Origin of the sequence: Streptomyces griseocarneus, assembly GCF_014655595.1 — a bacterium.
Taxonomy (GTDB): domain Bacteria; phylum Actinomycetota; class Actinomycetes; order Streptomycetales; family Streptomycetaceae; genus Streptomyces; species Streptomyces griseocarneus.
The window spans coordinates 346,671-363,540 of the sequence record NZ_BNBL01000002.1 but is presented as its reverse complement, the minus strand read 5'-3'; the positions used below and the strand labels follow the sequence as shown (position 1 = coordinate 363,540).

Here is a 16,870-nt window from a genome sequence, read left to right as displayed (position 1 = left end):
GCAGCGCGCCGCCCGCGGGCGCGCCCGGCGGCCCCCGTATACCCGGGACACGACCCCCGACGTGGACGGGAACGGTGGACGAGCATGGTGACGCGGTGGGTGATCTCCCGTCCCTGGCGGGTGCTGACCGGGGCGGCGCTGCTCGCCGCGGTCCTGGGGCTGTGGCTCATGGGGGCGCGCCCGCAGTTCAGCGGCGGCGGCTATCTGGCCACCGGCACGGAGGCCGCGCGGGCCGACGCCGTACTGGCCGAGCGGTTCCACGCGGGCCTGCCGGACCTGGTGCTGCGGGCGGACGCCCGCTCCCCCGTCACGGACGAGGCGGTCACCCGCGCCGGCCTCGGCCTGACCGCCGCCCTCGCCCGGCAGCCGGGCGTCGAGCGGGTCTACTCCTACTGGAACACCGGCGCCGCCGAGCTGCTCGGCGCGGACCGGCGCGCCGCGCTGCTCGTGGTCGACCTGGCCGGGGACGACGCCGCCACGGCGCGGGCCGCCGAGCACCTGGTGCCGCGCTTCACCGGCCGCCACGGGCCGCTGCGCGTCTCGGCCACCGGCACCGCCTACGTCTCCGCCCAGGCCACCGCCGTCAGCCGGCACGAGCTGCTGCGGGCGGAGATGGTGGGCGTACCGCTGACCGCGCTGGCGCTGCTGCTGGCCTTCGGCTCCCCGGTCGCGGCCCTGCTGCCCGTGCTGACGGGGCTGTTCGCGGTGCTGGGCGCCTATCCCCTGCTCTGCGCGCTCGCCACCGCGATGCCGGTGTCCGCGCTGGCCACGAACCTCGTGACGGCCCTCGGCTTCGGAGTGGCCGTCGACTACGGCCTCTTCCTCGTCAGCCGCTACCGCCAGGAGCTCGCCGCGACGGGCGGCGACGCCCGCGAGGCCACCCTGCGCACCATGCGCACCGCGGGCCGCACCGTCTTCTTCTCCAGCGGCACGATCGCCCTCTGCCTGACGCCGATGCTGCTGTTCCCCGTGCCGTTCCTGCGCTCCCTGGCCTGCGCGGGCATCGCGGTCGTGCTGTGCTCGGGGCTCGTCACCGCGCTGCTGCTGCCCGCGCTGCTGATGCTCCTCGGCCGGTGGATCGACCGCGGTGACCCGTTCGCCCGGTGGCGCCGGGAAAGGTCCGCCGAGAGTGCGCTGTGGCGGCGCGTCGCCCGCGTCGCCACGGCGCGGCCACTGCTGACCGGCGGCTGCTGCGTGCTGCTGCTCGCCGCGTCGGCGCTGCCGTTCACGCACGTCCGCTTCGGCGTCACCGACTACCGCGTGCTGCCTCCCGAACTGGAATCGCATGCGGTCGCCGCGGGCATCGGGCGCGACTTCGCGCTCCCGTGGGACCGGGCCGTCACGGTGCTGCTGCCCGCCACCGACGCCGTCGAGCAGGAGGCGGAGGTGACCGACTACGCCCTCCGGCTCTCCGCACGCCCCGACGTCTCCCGCGTGGTGACGGGCCTGGGCGCCTATGCGCACGGGCGCGAGGTCGCCGGCCCCACGCCCGGATCGCTGCTGCAGATCACCGACGGCGGCACCTGGCTGGCCGTCACCGGCACGGGGCCTCCTTCACAGGACCCCGCGCTGGTACGGACGCTGCGCGCGCTGCCCGCCCCGGGCCCGCATCTGGTCACCGGCTCCCCGGCGCGCGTGCTGGACACCAAATCGGCGCTGGCGCACTCGCTGCCGTTCATCGGCGCGCTGCTGATCGGCTGTGTGCTGGTCCTGCTCTTCCTGTTCACCGGCTCCCTGATCGTCCCGCTCAAGGCGGTCGCGCTGGCCGCGCTGAGCCTGAGCGCCAGTTTCGGGGCGATGGTGTACGTCTTCCAGGAGGGCCATCTGCGGTGGCTCCTCGGGCCGTTCACGGTGACCGGCGAGCTGGAGACGTCCATGCCGGTGGTGATGTTCTGCTTCGCCTTCGGGCTCTCCGTGGACTACGAGCTGTTCCTCATCGCCCGCATCCAGGAGGAGTACCGCGCCGGTGCCGGCTGCCGGGACGCCGTGGTCGGCGGCATCGCCCGGACCGGACGCGTGATCACCACGGCGTCGGTCCTCGTCGCCATCGCCGTGCTGCCCCTGCTGACCTCGCACGTGGTCCTGCTGAAGATGTTCGGGTGCGGCATCGCGCTCGCCGTTCTCATGGACGCCACCGTCGTGCGCGGCGTCCTCGTCCCCGCCTTCATGCGGCTGGCCGGCCGGGCCAACTGGTGGGCGCCCGCGCCGCTGCCGCGGCTCCACCGCCGCCTGGGGCTGCACACCGCCTTCCTGCCGTCGGCGCCGGCCGGCGCCGTGCCGGCCCAGCAGAAACAGACCGTGAGGAAGAAGATCCGGACATGACCATCACCCGAGGCTCCCGCACCGCGGCCGTCCGCGGGGCCGCCGTCGCCCTGCTGCTCGGCGCCCTCACCACGGCGGCCTGTCCCACGGCGCCGCCCGCCACCGCCGTGCCCGCGCGGGGCGCGGCGGCCGCCCTCAGCTGCGCCCTGCAGACCGCGCCGGGCGAGCCCGTGGTCTTCCGCCCCGCCGTGACGGGCCGCATGCGCCAGGTCTCCGCGACGGGAACCCTCCTGCTCGACCGCTGCACGTCCCCCGACGGCAGCCAGCACGGCGTACGCTCCGGGCGGCTGGTCCTGAGCGGGTCCGCCATGGCCAACTGCCTGACGACCGACCGGATCGAGGGCTCCGGCACCATCACCTGGTACCACGGCTGGGCCCAGCGCGGCTACCGGGCCGGCGTCTCGCACCTCAGGCCCGCGGCCCGGGGCAGCGGCTACACCCCGGCCGACGCCTTCCTCAGCGGCGGCGTCGTCTCGGGACGGATGGCGCACCGCCGCGTCCGCGGCTGGGCGGTGCCCACCACCGACGTGACCGGCTGCGCCATCCGCGGGCTGCGGGCCGTCGCGGGACGGGGCAACATCTCCTTCAGATGACCCTTCAGGTGATCTGCCGTCAGCAGCGGGCTCCGTCGATCCTTGCGTCATGAAGAAGACCGCCCCGCCCGCCGTCCTCGCCGTCCTCGCCGCGCTCGCGGCCCTGTGCGCCTTCCTGCCCCCGCGGCCGGCTCCCGCCGGGCCGCCCCGCGTGACGGACGTACGGCCGCTGCGCTCCCTCGACGACGCGTTCACGCGGTACGCGGACCGCGGCCGTTCGCCGCGCCACTGGACGGGCGGCGACAGCACGTACTCCGTGCCGACGCCCGACGGCGAACTGTGGGTCTTCTCCGACACCTTCCTCGGCACCGTGCGGCGCGACGGCTCCCGCTCCCCCGTCACCGGCGAGGGCGGCACGACCCCCTTCGTCCACAACAGCTTCGTGCTGTGGACCGCGGGCGGACCCCGCACCGTCACCGGCCGGGACGCCTCCGGGCGGCCCGCCCCGCTCGTGCCCGGCACGGACCCCGGCCAGTGGTACTGGGCGCGGGCCGGCCTCGGCGACGGGCACGGCGTGAGCGTGGTCTACGCCCGCTACGCCCACACCGGGAGCGGCCCGCTGGACGTGGCCTGGCGCGGCAACGTCCTGGCCCGGTTCCGCACCGGGGCGCTGTCCCGCCCCGCGTCGCTGACCCCGCTGCCGTCCGCGTCCGGCGTCTCCTGGGGCGCGTGGCTCGAGCGCCGGGGTGCGTACACCTACGTCTACGGCACCGAGCGCTCCCCGTCGGGCGCCCACCACGTGCGGCTGGCCCGCGTCGACGGCCACGACCTGCGGCGGCCGTGGCGCTACCGCACGGCGCGCGGCGGCTGGTCCGCCCGCGAGGCGGACGCCGCCCGGCTGACCGGCCCCGGCGGCGCCGCGCTGCTCACCTCCGACGAGCTCAGCGTGGTCCGGCACGGCGACTGGTACGCCCTGGTGACCCAGCGCGCGGACCAGCCGTTCAGCGCCGAGACGCAGATCGCCTGGTCCCGGGACCCCGGCGGGCCCTTCACCCGGCCCCGGACGGTGCACACCGCGCCGGAAGCCGGACCCCTCGGCACGTACCGCGACGCGGACGTCATCGCCTACAACCCGCACGAGCATCCCGAGCTCGAGCGCCGGGGCCACCGGGAACTCGTCGTCTCCTACAACGTCAACAGCCTCCAGCCGCGCGACGTCATCCGCCGCGCGGCCATCTACCGGCCCCGGTTCCTGCGCATCACGCTCGCGCCCGCTACTTGACCCCGCCGAGCCCGGCCGCGCCCGCCCGGGCGTACTTCTCGTCCAGGTCCCCGCTCGGCGCGCCCGCGACGCCGATGCCCGCGACCGGGGCGCCGTCGGCCTGGACCGGGGTGCCTCCCGGCAGGAAGAGGGTGCCGGGGATGTCCTTCAGGCCCGGGGCCTGCTCGAGGCGCTTGACCAGCTCGGACGTGGGGGCGTTCCAGGAAACGGCCGTGAACGCCTTGCGCTGGGCGGACTCGTAGGACTGCGGGCCGGCGCCGTCGCCGCGCAGGACGACCACCGTGTTGCCGTTGCGGTCGACGACGGCGACGGTCACCTTCTGGCCGTCCTTGCGCGCGGCCGCCAGCGCGCCCTGCGCCGCCTTGGTCGCCGCGTCCACGGACAGGTGGGTCGAGCGGGTGAGGCCACCGCCGGAGGCCTGGACGGGAGCCGCCTGGTCCGCCGCGGGGGAGGCGGTCGCGGAGACGGCGCCGAAGGTGGCGGCGCCGACGGCGGCCGCCGCCGCGACGCCGGTCAGCACCCGGGCGCGGGTGGACGGACGGCGGGAGGGCTTGTCGGTGTTCGGCATGGGAACTCCTCGGTGAGATGGACGGGAGGTGGTGCGACGCACCCATCCTCGAAGCCCGGCCCGCCCCGGGGATCGCCGTTCCGGCTGCTCCGCCGAGGCGGTACGGACGACCCGGTGTCAACCGATCGGATGATGCGCGGTGGCCCCGCACGGTTTAGGACAGGAGACGGGAGATCCCCGCCGCGCGGACAGGCGCGGCACGACGAGCGGCCGAAGAAGGAGAACACGTACGTGCACGCCGACCCAGCGCACACCGCGGACCGGACACCGGAGCGGCAGCCCGACGCCTGGTGGCTCGCCATGGTCCGGCACACCGCGTTCCTCCTCCTGCTGGGCGCCTCCCTGGTCCGCTTCCTGATCCGCCACCCCGGCGACCCGCGCACCGCCTGGGTCGTCGCACTGAGCGCGGTGCTCGCGCTGCTGTACGGGATCGGCCGCGACGACGACCGCGCCACCACGAAGCGGCGGCTGTGGCTCGGCGCGCTGGTCGCGGTCTGGGCCGTGCTCGTCGTGCTCGCCCCGAGCTTCGCGTGGTGTGCGATCCCGCTGGTCTACACGAGCCTGCGGGCGCTGCCCACCCGCGCCGCCCTGGTCCTGATCGCCGCCCTGACGGTGTTCGTGACGGCCGCGCAGGTCAGCCTCTTCGGCCTCGACCCCGCCCTGGTGATCGCCCCGCCGGTCGTCGCCGCGATGGCGACCGCCGTCTTCGTCCACATGGAGCGGCAGGCGTCCCGGCAGCGGGCACTGATCGACGACCTGCTGCGCACCCGCCGCGAGCTGGCCGCGACCGAGCGGCGCGAGGGCACCCTGGCCGAGCGGCAGCGGCTGTCGATGGAGATCCACGACACCCTCGCCCAGGGCCTGTCCAGCCAGCGGATGCTGCTCCAGGCCGCCGACCGGGTCTGGGACGCCGACCCCGCCACGGCACGCGCCCACGTCCGTACGGCCACCCACATCGCCGCCCGCGGCCTGGCCGAGGCCCGCCGCTTCGTCCACGACCTCGCGCCGCCCGACCTCGAGCGCGGCGTACCGCTGGCCAGGGCCCTGCGCGGGCTGGCCGAGCGGGAGTCGGACGACGCCCTCACGGTGCGCTTCCATCTCGAGGGCGAGCCGGGAGAACTGCCGCCGCGGGTCGAATCCGCCCTGCTGCGCATCGCCCAGGGCGCCCTGGCCAACGTCCGCGAGCACTCCGGCGCCCGCCACGCGGCCCTGACCCTCACCTGCCTGGACGACCAGGTGGTCCTCGACGTGGCCGACGACGGGCGCGGCCTGGGCCCGCGCGGCGGCGAGCCGCGGCGGCCGGGCCGGGGCCGCGGGCACGGCCTGCCCGCCATGCGGGCCCGCGCCGAGCAGGTCGGCGGCCGGCTCAGCGTGGAGTCGGCGCCCGGCGAGGGCACCGTCGTCTCCGCCCGCGTCCCCCTTCCCGCTCACCCCGCCGCGTCGTCCCCCTCGGAGTCATCGTGAACGCCCCCGTACGCCTGCTGCTGTGCGACGACCACGTGGTCGTCCGGGCCGGTCTGCTGGCCCTGCTGGCCAGCGAGCCGGGCATCGAGGTGGTCGGCGAGACCGGCAGCGGCGAGGAGGCCGTCGCGCTGGCGGGCCGGCTGCGGCCGGACGTGGTGCTGATGGACCTGCAGCTCGGCCCGGCCACGGGCGCGGCGGGCGGCATCGACGGCGTGGAGGCCACCCGCCGCATCACCGCCGCGCCCGGCGCGCCGTACGTCCTGGTCCTGACGACCTATGACACCGACGCGGACGTCCGGCGGGCGGTCGAGGCCGGGGCGACCGGCTATCTGCTGAAGGCCGAACGCCCCGAGGAGCTGTTCGCCGCGATCCACGCGGCGGCCCGGGGGCGGACCGCCTTCTCCCAGCCGGTCGTCGGCCGGGTCATGGCGCAGATGCGCGGCGGCGCCGCTCCCGGCACGCTCACCGAGCGGGAGCAGGACATCCTCGGACAGCTGGCGCGCGGCCTGGGCAACCGGGAGATCGCCCGGGCGCTGTTCATCAGCGAGGCGACGGTCAAGACCCACCTGGGCCGGATCTACGCCAAGCTCGGCGTGGACACCCGCGCGGGCGCGGTGGCCGTGGCCAAGGAGCGGCGGCTGCTGCCCTGACTCACGGCCGGGCGCCGTGCCCGGCGGGGGCGGCGGCGTGCCGGGGGGCGTGCGGGAGGGGGTCGTGGTGGATCCGCCCGACGGGCAGGCCCATCGCGGTCAGCCGCGCGACGGTGGCGACGACCATCGCCGGGGGGCCGCTGACGTAGGCCGTCCTGTTCGACCAGTCGACGTCGTCCCGCCGGAGGGCGTCGACCACCGTGCCGCCGCCGCGCGTCGCGCTCTCGTCGCCGAGCACGGGCACCACGCGCAGCCACGGCCGCCGGCTCTCCAGGTCGGCGAGCCAGTCGCCGTCGTACAGGTCGGCGCGGTCCCGGGCGCCGACGACGAGGTGGACCAGCCGGTGCCCGGAGGGGCGTGCCGACACCTCCTGCAGCAGGGCCTTGAGGGGGGCCAGGCCCGTGCCGCCGGCCACCAGCAGCAGGTCGCGCGCGAGCTCGCCGCCCAGGGTCATCGCCCCCGTGGCGGGGCCGAGCCGCAGCGTGTCGCCCACGCCGGTGCGACGGACGAGCGCCTCGCTCACCCCGCCCGTGCCGGTCTGCCGGACGTGGAACTCGACGATGTCGTCGGCCCGGGGCGCGCAGGCGATCGAGTAGTGCCGCCAGGCGTGCGGGAGCAGCGGCGACTCCAGGGCGCCGTACTGCCCGGCCCGGTAGGGGTAGGCCTCATGGGTCCGCACGCGCAGCACCGCGAGGTCGGGGCGGCGGAGTTCGTGGGCGACCACCACCCCGTGCCAGGAGGGCGGTTCGCCGATGGCGGCGTCCGCGCCGGCGACCATGGCGTCGACGGCGGACCGCAGCATGCGCAGCCAGGCCTGTTCCAGCTCCGCGCTCCACCGCTCGCCCGCGCGGATCCGCAGCGCCTCGCACAGCGCGGCCTCGAAGGCCTCGTAGTGCGCCGGCCGGACGCCGAGCTTGCGGTGGTCGCGGCCGAGCCGGGTGAAGGTGGCGGCGACCTCGTCGGGGCGGTCCAGGTTCTCCGTCAGGTAGTGGAACATCCGGGCGAGGTGCTCGCGCTGGAAGGCCATGGACTCGGGGAAGAGGGACCTCAGGTAGGGCCAGCGCCTGAACATCACGTCGTACAGGTGGGTGATGAGGTCCTCGAAGGGCGTGACCAGGGGCAGCTCACGTCGGATCAGCCGCCGGTCGGCGTCGTCGGGGGCCGACGGGCGTGCCGGGGGCTCGTCCCGGGCGGATAACGCGCCGGGCGTCAGCAGCTGCCTGCGCAGCCGCATCGCGTCGTGCCTCGCCAGCAGCGCGTAGTAGTCGTTGCCCTGGGTGCTGGTGTTCACAGGCCGGATCTCCGGTAACGGGGGTGGGGTGGCAAAGCAGTATGTCACCGCCCGAACGGGCCCGTTCGGCCCGGGCGACAGGGCCGAACGGCCCTGTTCCGGCGGGCGGGTGCCGGTGGCCGGTGACAGGCTGTCCGGGCGAGGGCCCGGGCGGGTGCCACAGGGGACCGCCCGGGGATTTCGCCGCGGAACGGACGCGGAACGGACGAGGACCGGCGAAGGGCAGGCCATGATCACCACCGATTTCCGTCCCGGCTCTCCGAGCTGGATCGACCTGGGCGCCCCCGACGTGGCGGCGACGGCGGGGTTCTACCGGGCCGTCTTCGGCTGGGAGTTCGAGACCGCCGGTGCCGACATGGCCGATTACGGCATCTTCAAGCTGGACGGCCGGACGGTGGGCGGGCTGGGCCGGCTCACGGAGGAGGGTGCCCGTTCGGCCTGGATGATCTACTTCAACACCCCGGACGCCCGCGCCGCGGCCGAGGCCACCGAGCGGGCGGGCGGACGGGTGCGGGTCGCGCCGGTGGACGCCGACGGCGAGGGGATGATGGCCCAGCTCACCGATCCGCTGGGCGGGCAGTTCGCGGTGTGGCAGCCCGGCACGAGCCCGGGCCTGGAAGCGGTCGACGCCCCGGGCACGCTGGCCTGGACCGAGCTCTACACCACGGACGCGGCGGCCGCGAAGGCCTTCTACGGCTCCCTGTTCGGCTGGCAGACCTCGGACATGCAGCTGCCGGGCGGCGGCACGTACGCCCTCGTCACTCCCGCCGGCTGCGGCGAGGAGCGCATGCAGGGCGGCATCATGGAGCTCCCGGGGGAGCACCTGACCCTCACCTCCGGGCGCCCCTACTGGCACCCGGTCTTCGCGGTGACCGACTGCGACGCCACCGTCGACCGGGTCAGGGGCAACGGCGGCGGTCTGCAGATGGGCCCGGAGGACGCGGAGGGGGTCGGACGCCTGGCCATCTGCCTGGACCCCTCCGGCGCGGACTTCGTGGTGCTGGCCCCCGCGTCGGACGCCGGCGGATCAGGCGTCGGCCAGGGGTGACCGGACGTAGATCCGGCCGGTGGCCTCCTTGGGGATCTCCTCCTTCACCAGGGAGGCGGCCTGACCGACGGGCGCGGTGTCGACGGACGCCAGCCGGGAGACCCGCTCGGTCAGGGAAGGAGCTCCGGCGCCGTTCCCGTCGGCCGCCCGCGCGGTGCCCGCGGAGAGGGCGAGGCCGCACGCGGCGAGGAGAACCGGTCCCGCCGTGAGGCGCGTCGCGATGTGATTCTTCATGGTTTATTCAACGATCACGGCGTATTCCGGACACTGTCCGCGCCCTCCTTCCCCTCCCCCTGCCGCAGCACCCTGGCCGGTAGCCGGGGGCCGGGAAACCGACCGGCCCGCACCGGCGTCTCCCAGGCTGTCCCCCGCCCCTCCGGTGGGGGCTCTCCCGGGCCCGCCGGCAACGCCGTGCGAGGCTGGGGGACGACAGGTCGGGACAGGGGACACAGTGAGTGACATAGGCGGGCCGGCCACCACGGTCACGGAAACCGGGCCGGCCGAGGAGCCGGAGCGAGCGCTGAGGCCGCGTGGGCTGGTGGACCTGAGGGGGCGACGCGCCGTCCCGGCCGTGCTGTCCTATCCCCCGGGTGCCGTGGTGGTCGTCTCCGGCCTGCCCGGCAGCGGCAAGAGCACCCTGCTGCGCCGCTGGTCCCGCACGGCGGCCGTCGTGGACCCCCGGACCGTCCACGTCGCGTGCGAGGCCGTGATGCCGGCCCGGCTGCCCTACGCGGTGTACCGGCCCTGGGCCCGGCTCGAGCACGTCCGGTGGCTGCGCGCGGAGGTGCGCGGCGGCGGGCCGGTGCTGGTGCACGACTGCGGCAGCCGGCCCTGGATGCGCCGGTGGCTGGCCCGGGCCGCGGGACGCCAGGGGCGCGAACTGCACGTGGTGCTGCTGGACGTGGGGGCGGCCGAGGCCCTGGCCGGCCAGGAGGCCCGCGGCCGGTGGGCCCCGGCCCGCGTCTTCGACCGCCACCGGCGCGGCCTCGAACGACTGCTGACCGCCCTGAACGGGCACGACGGGCACGACGGGCGCCCGGAGCGGGAGGCCCCGCTGCCGGACGCCGTCGCCGAGGCGGCCTCGGTGGTGCTGCTCGACCGGACGTCGCGCGAGCGCGTCGCCGCCGTGGAGTTCGCCGGCCGCTAGGCGTGTCCGATGGGTCGGGGCGGGCCCTAGGCCGGCAGCCGGCCGGCAGCGGGCTCGAGGACGAACACGGGGATCTCGCGCTCGGTCTTGGCCTGGTAGTCGTCGTAGTCGGGGTACGCCTCGACCGCGCGCCCCCACCACAGGGCCTTCTCCTCGCCCTCGATCTCCCGGGCGACCATGTCCCGCCTGACCGGGCCGTCCTGCAGCTCGACGCGTGGCTGCGCCTTGAGGTTGAAGTACCACACCGGGTGCTTGGGGGCGCCGCCCAGGGAGGCGACCACGGCGTACAGGCCCTGGTGCTCGACCCGCATCAGGGGCGTCTTGCGGAGCTTGCCGGAGCGCGCCCCGACCGACGTCAGGATGATCACCGGCATGCCGCGCATCGTGGTGCCCTGGGTGCCGCCGGAACTCTCGTACAGCTCGACCTGCTCGCGTACCCACTGGGCGGAACTCGGCTCGTACTCACCGTCAAGAGGCATGCCCCCAGTGAACATCATGGGCCGGGCGCTCACCAGTGGCCACACGCCGGGGCATGCGGCCCCGCACGCCGTCGGACGGCGCCCGGATCGCGCCGTCCGACTGTGCCGTCAGATCGCCCCGTCCACCGGCAGGCGCCTCACCCCCGGCAGGAGGTCGTCGAGCTCGCCGGGCTCGAACCGGCACATCCCCACCACGTGCCAGAACTCGCCCGCCACGTCGCCGTCGAACTTGTAGCCCCCCGAGGGGTTCAGCGCGGCCCAGCCGCCCGGCACGCCGATCAGGACGGCCCGCGCGGTGGGCGGGCCCTCGGCCGGCACCGACCACAGCCGCACCGTGCCGTCCTCGCCGCCGCTGGCCAGCAACGCGCCGTCGGGGCTGAAGGCGAGGGCCAGGACGCGCCCGGTGTGGCCGGTGAGGCGGCCGGTCTCCCGGCCGGACTCGGGGTCCCACAGCCGCACGTCCCGGTCGTCCCCCGCCGTGGCCAGCAGCGAACGCGTCGGATGGGCGGCGGCGGCCCAGATCCTGCCGGAGTGGCCGCGCAGGCGGTGCCGGAGCCCGCCGTCCCGCCAGACGATGGCCTGCCCGTCCCACGAGGCGCTCGCCAGCCAGGCGTCGCCCGGGCCGTGGACCACCGCGTACACCCGGTCCTCGTGACCGGCGAGTTCGGCGACCAGGCCGCCTCCGGCCAGGTCCCACAGGCGTACGTACGTGTCGTCGCAGCCGGTGGCCAGTCGCGAGCCGTCCGCGGTGAAGGAGATGGAACGCACCCGTCCGCGGTGCCCGCCGAGCGTGGTCACCTGCGCGCCGGTGCTGCGGTACCACAGCCGCACGGTGTCGTCGTCGTTGGCGGTGGCGAGGATCTCGCCGTCGGCGCTGAAGGTCTCGGCCCAGACGTGGTCGGTCTCGGCGTCGATCTCGCGCTGGTACTCGCCCGTGGCGGCGTTCCACAGATAGACGTCGCCGTCGCTGCTGGGGGTCGCGAGCACGGGCGCGCCGGGGGTGAACACGGCGGAGACCAGGCGGTCGTTGTCCCCGGTGAGCTCGCGGACCTTGCGCCCGGTGGCGGGCTCCCACAGGCGGACCACGCCGTCGTTCCCGCAGGCCGCGAGGTGGGCGCCGCCGTCGCCGAACGCCAGGCTGACGATCTTGCGTCCGTGGCCGCGCAGGATGCTCCTGCCGCGGCCGGTGGCGGTGTCCCACAGCCGCACCGCTCCGTCGTTGCCCGCCGAGACCAGCAGCGGCCCGGCGTCCGGCGCTCCCGCCGCGCCGCCGTGCGGCCGGAACCGGCAGGCCCACACCGACCCCTGGTGGTCGGCCGGCTGCCGGCGCAGGGCGGTCGCCGACCAGCCGGCGCCGTCGGACGCGGGCGGGGTGAGCTGCCAGAGCCGGACCGAGCCGTCGCTGCCGCCCGCGGCCAGCATGCCGCCCTCGGGGTCGAACACCACTTGGTAGACGGCGCCGCCCCCGAGCAGCGGGGCGCCGGCGGGGCTTCCGGTGCGCGGGTCCCACAGCAGGACGCGGCCCTCGGTGTCGCCGCTGGCCAGCAGCGTGCCGGAGGGGTGGAAGTCGAGGGTGTAGATGCGGCCGGGGTGTCCGGCGCAGGTGTGGCGCAGCCGCCGTTCGGCGACGTCCCAGATCCGTACCGTGCCGCGGTCGCCCTCGCCCATGTCGCCGGTGGCCAGCAGCGTTCCGTCGGGGCTGAAGGAGGCGCGGTAGACCGCTCCCCGGTGGCCGGTCAGCTCGCCGAGGAGACGGCCGGAGCGGGTGTCCCACAGGCGTACGGCCGCCGCGGCGTCGCCGGTGGCCAGGACCGTGCCGTCGGGGCTGAACACGGCGGTGTAGACGGGGGCGTGGTGCCCCGCCAGCCGGTGCGCGGGCGTGCCGCCGGCGACGTCCCAGAGGGTGACGGTGCCGTCGGCGTCGCCGGTGGCCAGGCGGGTGCCGGACCGGTCGAGCGAGACCGGCCAGACGCCGCCGGAGTGCACCTCGAGCCGGTGCAGGCAGGCTCCCGAGACCGGGTCCCACAGTCGTACGGTGCCGTCGGCGCCTCCGGTGGCGAGCACGCCGGGGCGGAACTTGACGGCGTAGACGCGGCCCGTGTGCCCCTGGAGGGTGCGCAGGGCGGTGCCGGTGGCGGCGTCGCACACCAGGACGCCGCCGTCCTCGCTGCCGAGGGCGAGGAGTTCGCCGCCGGGGCTGAACGCGACGGGTTCGGGCAGGCGGCTGGTGCGCATGTCGAAGCCGTAGGGGACGCCGACCGCGGAGGGTCTGAAGCCCGGCTCGGCGGGCAGTCCGGGGGCGACGGCGGCGCCCCGCAGTTCGGGGGTGGCGAGGACGTCCCGGTCGGCGACGGTGTTGATCAGGGCCGCGCGGTGCCAGCTGCTGCCGGTGACCCGGGCGCCGCGCAGGTCGGTGCGCACCAGCCGGGCCCGGCGCAGGTCCGCGCCGCGCAGGTCGGCCCGGCTGAGGTCGGCGTCGTCCAGGCGGGCCCCGGCGAGGCGGGCCTCGCGCAGGATCGCGCCGGAGAAGTCGGCGCCCACCAGGCCGGCGTCGGTGAGGTCGGCGCGGGTGAGGTCGACGCCGGAGAAGTCGCGGTAGGAGAGGTCCTCCCCGGCGAGGACGGCGCCGCGCAGGTCGGTGTGGGCGGGCACCCGGAGGCGGTTGAGGATCTTCACGGCGTTGGCCCGGGCGGTCTCGCCCGCGCCGCCGTCCGCCTCGCCCGCCTCGGCGGCCAGCGTCGCCTCGGCCCACCGCTGGCAGGTGCGGTGGTCGGCGAGGTCGCACAGGAACTCGACGGCGAGCCGGCTGAGGTGGCGGCGGGCCAGCAGGCCGGCCTCGCCGTGGCCCTCCTGGCCGAGCCGCTCCGCGGCCTCGCGGGCCACCAGCCATTCGGCCACCGAGCCGTGGATGAACCGGAACAGGCCCTCGTCCGTACGGACGAGCAGGCTGCCCGAGCCGACGGCGTGCGCGGCCTGCGGCACGGACAGCCTGCTGTCGGCGAGCTCGGTGAGGGTCTCGGCGACGTCGTTGAGCTCGTCCAGCCGCAGGGCGCTCTCGCCGCTCTCCCACAGCCGCAGGGCCAGCGTGGTGACGGCCTGCCACAGCTGGCGCAGGCCGAGCCCGGGGGTGCCGCCGGGGCCGCCCTGGCCGCGCCGCTCCTCGTGGCGCAGCCAGGAGGTGAACACCTCTTCGTACAGCCGGGCGGGGCTCAGGGCGCGCCCGGCGCCGGCGACCGCGCGCAGCCGTTCGTGGTCGAGGTCGGCGACGAAGCTGAGGAGGCGGGGGTTGCGGCAGAGGGCGAGGAGGTCGGGGATGCCCTCCAGCAGCCGCATCCGGCGGTCGGCGGCGTGCTCGTCGCCGTAGCGGTTGACCAGGTAGGAGCGGATCTGGCGCGGGGTGAACTCCTGGACGGCCAGGACCCGGCGCTGCGGGAGGAGCCCGACCCGCTCGCCGAGGGCGGTGAGCACCTGGGCCTGGGAGCGGAAGTGCTGGGTGCGGCTGCTGACGACGATCTTGGCGCTGTCGACGGCGGCGTCGAGCAGCACCTGGAGGTGGTCGGCGGCGCGGTCGTAGCTGACCTGGTTGACGAGTTCGTCGAAGCCGTCGAAGAGCAGGACGATGCGGCCCTGCCGAAGCATGTAGCGGAAGGCGCGCAGGTCGATGCTGTCGACGCCGTGGCCGGCCAGGTGGGCGGCGACGAGGCCGTCGAGGGTGTGGGCCTTGTCGAGGGCGTTCAGCTGGATCAGTACGGGGACGAGGTGGGGCAGTTCCTCGGGGAGGCGGCGGGCGACCTCGCGCAGGGCGAAGGTCTTGCCGTGCCCGAAGTCGCCGAGGATCAGCAGGAAGCGGCCGTGGTCGGCGTCGAGCAGGCGCAGGACGTCGTCGACGAGGCCGTCGCGCTCGACGCCGCCGGGGCGTTCGAGTTCGCGGTAGCGCTGGGGGAGGTAGAGGGAGGGCTGGTACTGGGGGTCGCCGGCGAGCCGCTCGGTCTGGCCGGCGACGTAGCCGCGCAGGTCCAGCAGGCCCTGGAAGGCGGTGAAGCTGCGGACGAGGACGCCGCGGCGGCGGGCGCGTTCGCGCAGGGAGCGCTCGGGCGGCGGGCCGTCGTGGACGAGTTCGGCGTCGGGCTCGGTGTCGGAGGCGTGGACGTGGTCGATGAAGCGGTCGATGTCCTCGGCGCCCGGGGTGCCGGAGCAGACGCCGACGCGCTGTTGCCGGACGAAGCCGGCTTCGGTCCACGTGATCAGCAGGCTGGGCGGGTCGCCGGGGACGCGGCGCAGCTGGACGCCTTCGTGGCGGATGCGGCAGACGTCGGCGACGCGGTCCATCAGCGCCTCGAGGGGGGCCTGGACGGCGCGGGTCTCCGGCGCGGGGGGTTCGTCCCCGGCCGTGGGGTCGTCGGCGGGGGCCGGGTCGCCCGGGGCGGGGTCCGGCTCGAGGGCGCGGGTGCCGTGCCAGGCGACGGCGTAGCGGCGTGGCGCCCCGTCGGGGCTCTCCGGCCAGGCGGTGAATCCGTCGCGGGTGAGCTGGAGCAGCCGGTGCCGGCCCGGCCCGGGGGCGCCGAGGACGGGCAGGTCGCGGGCGGCCAGGGGCAGCGCGAAGGCGTCCGCCGGGCCGGAGGCCGGCCGCCCGTCGCCCGTGGGGCCGTGCAGCAGCAGGTGCAGGCGGGGCGCGGTGAGGCGGGTGAGGACGTCGGTGTCGCGCAGGCGCGGGGTGGTGGCGGTGCGCCGCGCGGGGCCGGGGGCGCGGACCGGGTCGTAGCCGAGGGTGGTGCGCGCGGGCCGGGCGGGGGTGGTGCCGGGGCGGCCCGGGCCGGCGTCGTCGGCGTCGAGCGCGCGGCCGGTCTCCGGGGCGTGCCGCAGGGCGCCGAGGCGCAGCCAGCCCTCCTGCTCGTACGGGCGCAGGGCCTGGGCGAACCAGGCGGCCTGTTCGGCGCCGATCCAGCCGTACTGGTCGTCGGGCCGGTGGCTGTAGGCCATGGAGGAGTTGAGGCCGGCGACGACCGTGCGCAGGGCGGGGACGGGGAAGAGGGTCCAGGGCTGATCGCTGTCGAAGACGGTGTCGAGGCCCTGGTAGAGCTCCTGGAACAGCCGTGCGTAGTGGCGCCACTTGGGCCAGTACGGGGGCCGCGGCTGCATCTCGTCGGCTTCGCAGGTGCTGAAGTAGGCGCGGCAGGCGGCCTGGTTGACGTCCTGGCCGCCGGGTACGACCGCGAGCCGGTCGGCGGCGAGGCCGAGCCGGGAGCGCAGGCCGGTCAGGAAGTTCAGCGCCTGGTCGCACTCGCGGGGGCTGCCGGAGGCGGTGAGGTCGCCGGTGACGACGAGGAGGTCGGGGGCGGGGGCGCCGGCGTCGGTGAGCTCGACGAGGTCGCCCCAGATGGTGGCCTGGAGTTCGGCCGGGTCGGCGCCGCGGCCGAAGGAGGGCCCGGCGAGGTGGAGGACGGTGAGGGACTCCCTGCCCCGGCCGCCGTCGGGGGCCTGGGGGTAGCCGGGCGGGCTCGCGGGGCGGCGGCGTCCCGCCCAGCCGGGGCTGCCCGGCTGCCGGCCGGGCGGCGGGACGCTCGCCGCGGGTCCCGACGGTCGGTCCGGTGGCTGGGGGAAGCCGGGGAAGCGGGGGTGGCTCTCGGGGCGGGCCCGGCCCTCGAGGGCGTGGCCGACGCGGGTGAGCAGCAGTTCGCGGGCGGCGTCGGTGTCCTGGACGCCGACGAGGTCGACGTAGGTGATGGTGGCGAGCAGGCCCTCGACGGGGATGTCCTCGACGCGGACGGTGATCAGCCGGCGTTCCGGGGCGTCGGGGTCGGCGCGCAGCGCGGCCTGCCACTCCATCCGGCCGTAGCGGGAGCGTTCGTAGTTGCGGGAGAGGACGGCGATGACGGCGGCGGACTCGCTGACGCCGCGGTCCATGAAGTCGACGAAGTTCGTTCCCGGTACGAAGTCCCAGGCCTGGATGACCGTGCGGTAGCCGGCCTCCTCGAGGATCCAGGCGATCCAGGCCGCCCAGCGTTCGTCGGCCGGGGAGTAGCTGATGAAGAAGTCCAACAGCCGGTGCTGCCCGGCGATTTCCTGGCGTGCGACCATGGTCCCCA

The 16,870-nt window shown here is 76.0% G+C and carries 12 protein-coding genes; 7 read left to right on the top strand and 5 right to left on the bottom strand.

What is annotated here, in order from left to right:
- Positions 1 to 84 precede the first annotated feature (84 nt).
- From IE295_RS07495 to IE295_RS07485, 3 genes are read left to right on the top strand one after another with little or no spacing between them, the layout of a single operon-like run.
- Positions 85 to 2,322: an MMPL family transporter gene (locus IE295_RS07495; protein WP_190062716.1), complete on the top strand. Its 2,238-nt coding sequence runs from the start codon at positions 85 to 87 to the stop codon at positions 2,320 to 2,322.
- Complete coding sequence (locus IE295_RS07490; RefSeq protein ID WP_190062715.1) at positions 2,319 to 2,915, top strand: hypothetical protein; 597 nt, start codon at positions 2,319 to 2,321, stop codon at positions 2,913 to 2,915. Before IE295_RS07495 ends, IE295_RS07490 begins: the two co-directional genes overlap by 4 nt.
- 49 nt (positions 2,916 to 2,964) lie before the next feature.
- Entirely contained in the window at positions 2,965 to 4,137 is a 1,173-nt protein-coding gene (locus tag IE295_RS07485) for a DUF5005 domain-containing protein (protein WP_190062714.1), read from the top strand.
- Here IE295_RS07485 and IE295_RS07480 read toward each other — a convergent pair.
- The gene (locus tag IE295_RS07480) at positions 4,130 to 4,705 is read right to left on the bottom strand and encodes a GlcG/HbpS family heme-binding protein (protein WP_190062713.1); all 576 of its coding nucleotides are present in this window, start codon (positions 4,703 to 4,705) and stop codon (positions 4,130 to 4,132) included. The genes IE295_RS07485 and IE295_RS07480 overlap by 8 nt on opposite strands.
- Positions 4,706 to 5,005: 300 nt before the next feature.
- On the opposite strand from IE295_RS07480, the gene IE295_RS07475 reads away from it, so the two are divergent.
- Together IE295_RS07475 and IE295_RS07470 are read left to right on the top strand one after the other, a co-directional pair.
- Positions 5,006 to 6,169 (top strand): sensor histidine kinase, encoded by a 1,164-nt coding sequence (locus IE295_RS07475; RefSeq protein WP_224323171.1) that lies wholly within the window; start codon positions 5,006 to 5,008, stop codon positions 6,167 to 6,169.
- A complete protein-coding gene (locus IE295_RS07470) occupies positions 6,163 to 6,819 on the top strand; it encodes a response regulator (protein WP_190062964.1) in 657 nt (218 codons plus the stop codon). The genes IE295_RS07475 and IE295_RS07470 overlap by 7 nt, the downstream gene beginning before the upstream one ends.
- A gap of 1 nt (position 6,820) precedes the next feature.
- Here IE295_RS07470 and IE295_RS07465 read toward each other — a convergent pair whose 3' ends face one another.
- Positions 6,821 to 8,053 (bottom strand): globin domain-containing protein, encoded by a 1,233-nt coding sequence (locus IE295_RS07465; protein WP_190062963.1) that lies wholly within the window; start codon positions 8,051 to 8,053, stop codon positions 6,821 to 6,823.
- A 286-nt stretch (positions 8,054 to 8,339) separates the two neighbouring features.
- Here IE295_RS07465 and IE295_RS07460 point away from each other — a divergent pair, with 286 nt between their 5' ends.
- Positions 8,340 to 9,158, top strand: coding sequence for a VOC family protein (locus IE295_RS07460; RefSeq protein WP_190062712.1), 819 nt, complete (start codon positions 8,340 to 8,342; stop codon positions 9,156 to 9,158).
- Here the strand turns inward: IE295_RS07460 and IE295_RS07455 are convergent.
- Positions 9,138 to 9,392, bottom strand: coding sequence for a hypothetical protein (locus IE295_RS07455; protein WP_190062711.1), 255 nt, complete (start codon positions 9,390 to 9,392; stop codon positions 9,138 to 9,140). The two genes, IE295_RS07460 and IE295_RS07455, sit on opposite strands and share 21 nt — an antisense overlap.
- A gap of 217 nt (positions 9,393 to 9,609) precedes the next feature.
- Here IE295_RS07455 and IE295_RS07450 point away from each other — a divergent pair, with 217 nt between their 5' ends.
- Positions 9,610 to 10,305 (top strand): AAA family ATPase, encoded by a 696-nt coding sequence (locus IE295_RS07450; RefSeq protein ID WP_308013118.1) that lies wholly within the window; start codon positions 9,610 to 9,612, stop codon positions 10,303 to 10,305.
- 26 nt (positions 10,306 to 10,331) lie between these two features.
- On the opposite strand, the gene IE295_RS07445 is transcribed toward IE295_RS07450, so the two are convergent.
- Positions 10,332 to 10,784 (bottom strand): nitroreductase family deazaflavin-dependent oxidoreductase, encoded by a 453-nt coding sequence (locus tag IE295_RS07445; RefSeq protein WP_190062709.1) that lies wholly within the window; start codon positions 10,782 to 10,784, stop codon positions 10,332 to 10,334.
- Positions 10,785 to 10,892: 108 nt separating this feature from the next.
- Positions 10,893 to 16,862, bottom strand: coding sequence for a TIR domain-containing protein (locus tag IE295_RS07440; RefSeq protein ID WP_190062708.1), 5,970 nt, complete (start codon positions 16,860 to 16,862; stop codon positions 10,893 to 10,895).
- Positions 16,863 to 16,870: the final 8 nt, after the last annotated feature.

Coding starts and splice junctions, on each gene's coding strand:
- IE295_RS07440 (WP_190062708.1), bottom strand. CDS start 16,862: ATGGTCGCACGCCAGGAAATCGCCGGGCAGCACCGGCTGTTGGACTTC.
- IE295_RS07485 (WP_190062714.1), top strand. CDS start 2,965: ATGAAGAAGACCGCCCCGCCCGCCGTCCTCGCCGTCCTCGCCGCGCTC.
- IE295_RS07490 (WP_190062715.1), top strand. CDS start 2,319: ATGACCATCACCCGAGGCTCCCGCACCGCGGCCGTCCGCGGGGCCGCC.
- IE295_RS07465 (WP_190062963.1), bottom strand. CDS start 8,053: ATGCGGCTGCGCAGGCAGCTGCTGACGCCCGGCGCGTTATCCGCCCGG.
- IE295_RS07475 (WP_224323171.1), top strand. CDS start 5,006: ATGGTCCGGCACACCGCGTTCCTCCTCCTGCTGGGCGCCTCCCTGGTC.
- IE295_RS07495 (WP_190062716.1), top strand. CDS start 85: ATGGTGACGCGGTGGGTGATCTCCCGTCCCTGGCGGGTGCTGACCGGG.
- IE295_RS07455 (WP_190062711.1), bottom strand. CDS start 9,392: ATGAAGAATCACATCGCGACGCGCCTCACGGCGGGACCGGTTCTCCTC.
- IE295_RS07460 (WP_190062712.1), top strand. CDS start 8,340: ATGATCACCACCGATTTCCGTCCCGGCTCTCCGAGCTGGATCGACCTG.
- IE295_RS07480 (WP_190062713.1), bottom strand. CDS start 4,705: ATGCCGAACACCGACAAGCCCTCCCGCCGTCCGTCCACCCGCGCCCGG.
- IE295_RS07445 (WP_190062709.1), bottom strand. CDS start 10,784: ATGCCTCTTGACGGTGAGTACGAGCCGAGTTCCGCCCAGTGGGTACGC.